Genomic DNA, 6,415 nt, shown 5'->3' on the forward strand with positions numbered 1-6,415 from the left:
TATGGTAAGAAGCGCTTCGGCATATAATATCGTATTCGGATGAGGGCCTTGGTCACCAAATCGACTGGTAGTTGGTATGAAGTGCTTGCGGATGATGGCAAAACATACGATTGCCGGATTAAAGGGAAGTTCCGCACGAAAGACATCAAGACAACAAATCCCGTCGCGGTGGGTGATTGGGTCGATATCATGGTCGAAACGGATACCGTTCCGCATACCGCCATTATCGTGCAGCTGTACGAACGAAGGAACTATATTATCCGTAAATCGATAAACTTGTCCAAGCAGGCGCAAATCATTGCAGCGAACCTTGATCAGGCTTTCCTCGTGGTCACACTCGCGTCGCCATTTACCTCGTTGGGTTTCATTGATCGCTTCTTGGTTACGGCCGAGGCTTACGACATTCCTGCCGGTCTTATTTTCAACAAACTGGATTTGTTTTCGGATGCAGGATTGGGTGTTTTGAAAGACTATACGGCAATTTATGAACCGTTGGGCTACCCTTGCTACGAAGTTTCGGCGCTGCAGGGAACGAATGTCGAGACGGTCCGCGCCATGCTCCACCAGCGGACAACATTGGTGATAGGCCATTCGGGCGTAGGGAAATCCACGCTTATCAATGCCATCCATCCGGCGGCGAAAATGAAAACTGCGGCGATATCCGATTGGTCTGACAAGGGGCGGCACACCACCACGTTTGCCGAAATGATCCTGCTTTCCAAGGGTGGACGGTTGATTGACACGCCGGGCATCCGCGAACTTGGTATCATCGACATCGAACCGCAGGAACTGGGTCATTTTTTTCCAGAAATGCGGGAACGTATGAATGATTGCCGGTTTAATGATTGTCGCCACATCAACGAGCCCGGGTGCACCGTATTGGAGGCACTCGAAAGCGGAGCCATCGCGGCGAGCCGATACGATAGCTATCTTAGCATATACCATGGCAACGACACACGTATATAAAGCAATAAACATATCCAATGTACCACCTGATCGAAGAAACAACAGCGTTCATTAAACATCGGATTGCCGATTTTGGCCCCGAGTTCGGGATCATCCTAGGCACTGGGCTGGGCGGTTTGGCCGAAGAGGTTGAGACTACGCATCAACTGATGTATGCTAATATCCCCAATTTTCCGATATCCACGGTAGAATTCCATACAGGCAAGCTGATCTTCGGCGTGCTCAACGGGCGACGGATCGTGGCCATGCAGGGCCGCCTCCATTATTACGAGGGTTATAACATGCAGCAGATCACGTTCCCGGTACGGGTCTTGAAATCACTTGGCATCCAAAAACTTCTTGTGTCGAATGCATCCGGGTCGCTCAACCCCGCCATCCGTAAGGGTGACCTAGCGTTGATAGACGACCATATTAACTTGTTGCCGGACAATCCGTTGCGTGGTGCCAATGACACGCGTTTCGGCCCGCGTTTCCCCGACATGAGTCGACCCTACGATCCGGGCATGATTAGCGATGCGCTGGAAATTGCGCACAGGCAAGAGATAACGACCCACCGCGCGGTGTACGTGTCTACTCCCGGCCCAAACCTAGAAACCAGGGCCGAATACCGCTACATGCGGCTCATTGGCGGCGATATTGTAGGCATGAGTACCGTACCCGAAGTCATTGTAGCCAACCACTTGGGATTGCCCGTGTTCGCCCTTTCGGTTGTCACCGACGAAGGTTTCCATGAAAACCTGCAGCCCGTTTCGCTCACCGAAATCGTGGAAGTGGCCACTACAGCCGAGCCAAAAATGACATTAATATTGAAAGAATTAATAGCTTTGCAACGATGAATGTCCCGTTGCGCATTTTACTGATCTCCCTGTGTTGCTTTTCGTTCCTGCCGGGGCTGTTCGCACAAGTGGAGGAAGGTTTCAGTAGTGCGCTGGACTCTGCAAGGGCGGCGGAAGACAATAAGGAGGATACCGTAATTTATACGGCAAGGTATGTGCGCTATACCACCCTAGCCATGATGAAACAGGGTACGTTTACCTATCAAATCGATACCCTACACAAGAACTTCCAGTATTACAGTCCACAAAACCAGCCGAAAAGCCCCACCATCCATTTAGGTAGTTACGGACTGGCCACACGGGATATGCTGTTTGAACCCAATAAGACCATTGGGTTCCAGACCGGATTTCACGCGCTGGAACGTTACCTCTACCAACCCGACTCGATAAAGTATTACCGTGCGCAGGCGCCGTTTTCGGAGTTGTATAACGTAGGGTTTTTCTTTGATGATCAGATTATCCGGGCCAAGGTGACCCAAAACATCAACCCACGGCTGAATATCGGGGGTGAATTCCACGCTGCCCGGGCCGATGGCTATTACATCAACCAACGGTATAATGACTTGAAGTCGGCCGTATTTGCCTGGTATGAATCGGAGAATCACCGTTACAACCTGCTTACCAATGCGGTATTCAACCAGTTGACGTCGACCGAAAACGGGTCGATCGTCAATGACACCCTGTTTCGCGACCCCGACCGGGGTCCCAGCGACGCCGAATCCACACGTTTGCGGGGCACGCGGGACGAGCGGCCCAGGCATACTTGGCGCGATAACAGTGCCTTTCTTAGACAAAGCTTGTTCATCGGACGCTTAGATACCATTAATGCCAACGTGCCGGAACAACAGATCCTTCCTACTAACCGCTTGTCGCATAGCGTTCAGTTCCGCTCGCGGAATTTCCAATTCTATAAGAACGAGGAAGATGTCAACAATGCCTTTCCTTTCGGCGAGAGCATCCTGTCCGCCGACACGACCCAGCTTACAACCGTCACTAACGACTTTGGCTATAGCTTTTACCTCCGCGGCAAATCAGTAGCCTTTATCAAAAACGAAGTGAAGCTGGATCTGGGATATCGACACGACATGCATTGGTATAGCGATCGGGGATTGAATGCTTTTCTGCAAAACAGCACACTTCGGGCCGGGGTGGGTTATCGTTTCAGCGACCGGATTACGATAACGGGCGACTTGAACCAGATCGTTCAGGGGGCGAATTTCGGGGATTATCTTTATGATGCTAAGGCGGATGTTTTGTTGAGCAATACGGTCGGGCGCATCGTGCTAGGTGCTTATACGCAAAATAAATCGCCTGAACAAACGTTCCAGCGGGTCAACTACACCTACCATCAATGGGATAATGATTTCGCGAAGACCAAAACGACCAACTTCTCGTTTACTTATGAAAACGCCCGGTTTGGCTTTTCGGGAAAAGTGGAGTATTTTTTAATCAACAATTACCTTTATTACAGGGAACTGGACAACCCCGGCAATAACCCACGACAATTCCGAATCATTGAGCCCGCACAACTGAGCAACAGCATCAACCTGCTAAAAGTGTCGGTAGGACAGAACTTTAGGCTGGGCCGTTTTCATCTCGATAATTACGCCGTGTATCAGAAATCAGATTACGGTGCCGTCCTTGCTGTGCCCGAGCTATACACGTGGCACAGTTTTTACTATAACGGGTTGCTCTATAAAATTGTGGATTTCAATCTCGGCTTCGATGTTCGTTTCAATACACCTTTTCGAACACCGTCTTACGCTATCAACATTGGGCAGTTTTATAACGACAACGCTGGTATTGAGTTCTCAACCTACCCCATTGTAGATGTGTGGGCCACGGCGACACTCAAGCGCGCCAACTTGTTTATAAGCTATAACTTCGCTAACCAAATGGTATGGCCTTCGGGCTACTATACCGTACGCCGGTATCCGATGCAGAATGCGAACCTCCGGGTCGGTATTGCTTGGAAGTTCTATGACTAGCTGGCGTTTGCCTGGCTTCTGGGGCTCTGCCCTATTGTATGGCTAATTTCTCTTACCTTTGCCCTCCATGGATGCAATGAATTGGAAGCAATTGCTCTCAGCTAAGCGCTGGGGTTATGAGTCACGGCACATCGCTGATCAGCATGATGCGCGCTCGGAGTTTCAACGCGACTATGACCGGCTGATTTTCTCCTCTCCTTTCCGCAGGTTGCAGAACAAGACACAGGTTTTTCCATTGCCCGGCAGTGTCTTTGTGCACAACAGGCTTACGCATAGCCTGGAGGTTGCCAGTGTTGGCCGGTCGCTGGGTCGTATTTTCTACAATGAGACGAGAAAATCTTTTCCGACAATAGATGCCGATGTACCTTATCTTCAAGAAGTGGGCAATATTGTTTCCGCAGCTTGCTTATCACATGACCTTGGAAATCCAGCATTCGGGCATTCTGGTGAAGCGGCCATTTCCAGTTATTTTACTGACGGTAGCGGGCAAACTTTCAAAAACCGGGTTTCTCCTGAAGAATGGGCAGACCTCACTCACTTCGAAGGTAATGCAAACGCATTACGGATACTCACACACGCATTTTCCGGCAAGGATGAACATGGTTTTGCACTGACATATAGTACACTTGGCGCAATCGTCAAGTACCCTTGTGCCGCTATCGATGGTCATGATAAGTTTGTCCATCATCGCAAAAAGTATGGTTTTTTCCAATCGGAACAACCTGCTTTCAAGAAAATTGCCGAGGAGCTTGGGCTGTTTTCCGAGAACGGGCAGCAAATAGGCTACAAACGCCACCCATTGGTTTACCTGGTAGAAGCTGCCGATGACATATGTTACAACATCATCGATTTGGAAGACGCACATCGCCTAGGTATCTTATCTTATGAAGAAGTAGCAAACCTGCTGTTGCCTATTTGCGGCGACAATCAGCTAAGGGGGCGGCTGGAGGGGCTGGGCGATTCGGATAGCCGGATCAGCCTGTTGCGGGCCAAAGCGATAAACACGTTGATAGTGGCCTGTGCCAATGCCTTCGTACAACATCAGGAAGCCATACTGCGTGGCCAGTTTGACCGGCCGTTAATGGATGCACTGGCTGGTGATTTAGTGGCCGGCATGGGTGCAATAGCACGAGTTTCTGTTGAAAAGATCTACAATGCCCAATCCGTTGTGCAAATTGAGGTGGCTGGTTACAAGGTTATGAATGGCTTGCTGGAAGAATTTATTCCGGCCTATCTGAGTAAAAAAAAGACCAAGTACGACAGCAAGCTCCTGGCACTGATGCCAAAACAGTTTCATACCAACCAAGAGACTACTTACGCGAGGGTGCGTTCGGTGCTCGATTTTGTTTCGGGGATGACCGACCTGTATGCGGTGGAACTTTACAGGAAGATTAAAGGTATTTCTTTTCCTTCATTGGATTGAAATGCGGGCGTGATCATATAAATAGTTTTTAGAAATGGACACCGATGTGTTATATAACCCCTTCGAGGATTTCCGCTTTGACAACGAGACCTGTTTTTTGAGCGGACAGCCGCTACAGTCGGCCGAGGAGCAGATACCGGTTTTTCCGGATTGGCTGATGCGTAAGTTTGATATTGAAGACAAGCCGTTCAAGCTGCTCGACGGAAGCCACTGTACATATAAGCAATTGCAGCTACCCTGTACAGCGGCTGTGGCCGATCGTTTTTCGGATTTGGACGAACGTGTTGAAAACGCGTTTGAAAAGGGGTATGAGGAGGTAATGGAACTGGACCGTATTACCTTATTCCAATGGGTAGCCCGTATTGTTTATGGCGTCGTATTCAACGAAATCCAAGTCGGCGTACACCAACAGTTGCTTAGCGGCGAGGCGATGAACTTTTCTCAAGTGCTTGTACATAAGTTCAAAAACCTACACCTCATGCTGCAGTCGTTAATCAAACCTGTTCAATTTGACGGGACACCCTTTACTATGGTAGTTGTCCAAGTTGACAACCCTGCTGATACCTTCAACTATCGTGATGAAATCAATACGTTGGTGTATTCACTGCGGATGAATGATTTTGGTCTGATTGCCTGCCTTCAAGATAACGGAGCGAATGGGGCTTATCACGAAGCGTTTGTGGTACCGTTGACGGGGCGTCGGCTGCACCCCATCCAGTTTGAAGAACTATGTGCTCGCTTTTTCTATTCGGCGTACTTGTTCAATCGGCTGCCAACTTATACGGTGATGCCCACCGCTGAGCAGATTTATATTGAACCGATGCCGCTGATGGATATGAGCATGAAGCCCATATTCGATCCGTGGCAGGTAAAAACCTATGGGCAGGTTCTTGAGAACTTCTGGAAGCCCTGGGGATATACCCTATTTGAAATCATCAAGGACCCCGAGAACCCCATGTCTTTCCTGTCCGATGAGCACGGGAAACCCATAGATGCAGCGGAAATTGCCTTGGCCAACGGTTGAAATCACGGGGCATGGCATACTAAATCTGTGCAGGAGAAAAAACCTTATTGCCAAATACTGTTGTTGGCCAACGCTTTACACATATGATTCAATGTTTTTCGTGGCCACTCCTTGTATTAACAAAAAAGGTTGCTACCTTTGCATCCCGCTTCGGAGGAGGCGGTTGTTCGTTGAGGGT

5 protein-coding genes are annotated in these 6,415 nt (G+C 49.2%); all 5 read left to right on the forward strand.

All coding sequences use genetic code 11. The features are described from left to right. Positions 1-39 precede the first annotated feature (39 nt). The gene (gene rsgA, locus U9S71_RS18200) at positions 40-966 is read left to right on the forward strand and encodes a ribosome small subunit-dependent GTPase A (protein ID WP_326329136.1); all 927 of its coding nucleotides are present in this window, start codon (positions 40-42) and stop codon (positions 964-966) included. Positions 967-983: 17 nt separating this feature from the next. Further along, positions 984-1,802 (forward strand): purine-nucleoside phosphorylase, encoded by an 819-nt coding sequence (locus U9S71_RS18205; protein WP_326329137.1) that lies wholly within the window; start codon positions 984-986, stop codon positions 1,800-1,802. After that, positions 1,799-3,790 carry a putative porin gene (locus U9S71_RS18210; RefSeq protein ID WP_326329138.1) on the forward strand — a complete coding sequence of 664 codons (1,992 nt, stop codon included), beginning with the start codon at positions 1,799-1,801 and terminating at the stop codon, positions 3,788-3,790. Before U9S71_RS18205 ends, U9S71_RS18210 begins: the two co-directional genes overlap by 4 nt. A 76-nt stretch (positions 3,791-3,866) precedes the next feature. Further along, the gene (locus U9S71_RS18215; RefSeq protein WP_326329142.1) at positions 3,867-5,213 is read left to right on the forward strand and encodes a deoxyguanosinetriphosphate triphosphohydrolase; all 1,347 of its coding nucleotides are present in this window, start codon (positions 3,867-3,869) and stop codon (positions 5,211-5,213) included. Between the two features lie 34 nt (positions 5,214-5,247). Then, positions 5,248-6,237 carry a hypothetical protein gene (locus U9S71_RS18220; protein WP_326329139.1) on the forward strand — a complete coding sequence of 330 codons (990 nt, stop codon included), beginning with the start codon at positions 5,248-5,250 and terminating at the stop codon, positions 6,235-6,237. Positions 6,238-6,415 lie beyond the last annotated feature (178 nt).

The sequence above is a fragment of the Parapedobacter flavus genome (genome assembly GCF_035818675.1).
Taxonomy (GTDB): Bacteria; Bacteroidota; Bacteroidia; order Sphingobacteriales; family Sphingobacteriaceae; genus Parapedobacter; species Parapedobacter flavus.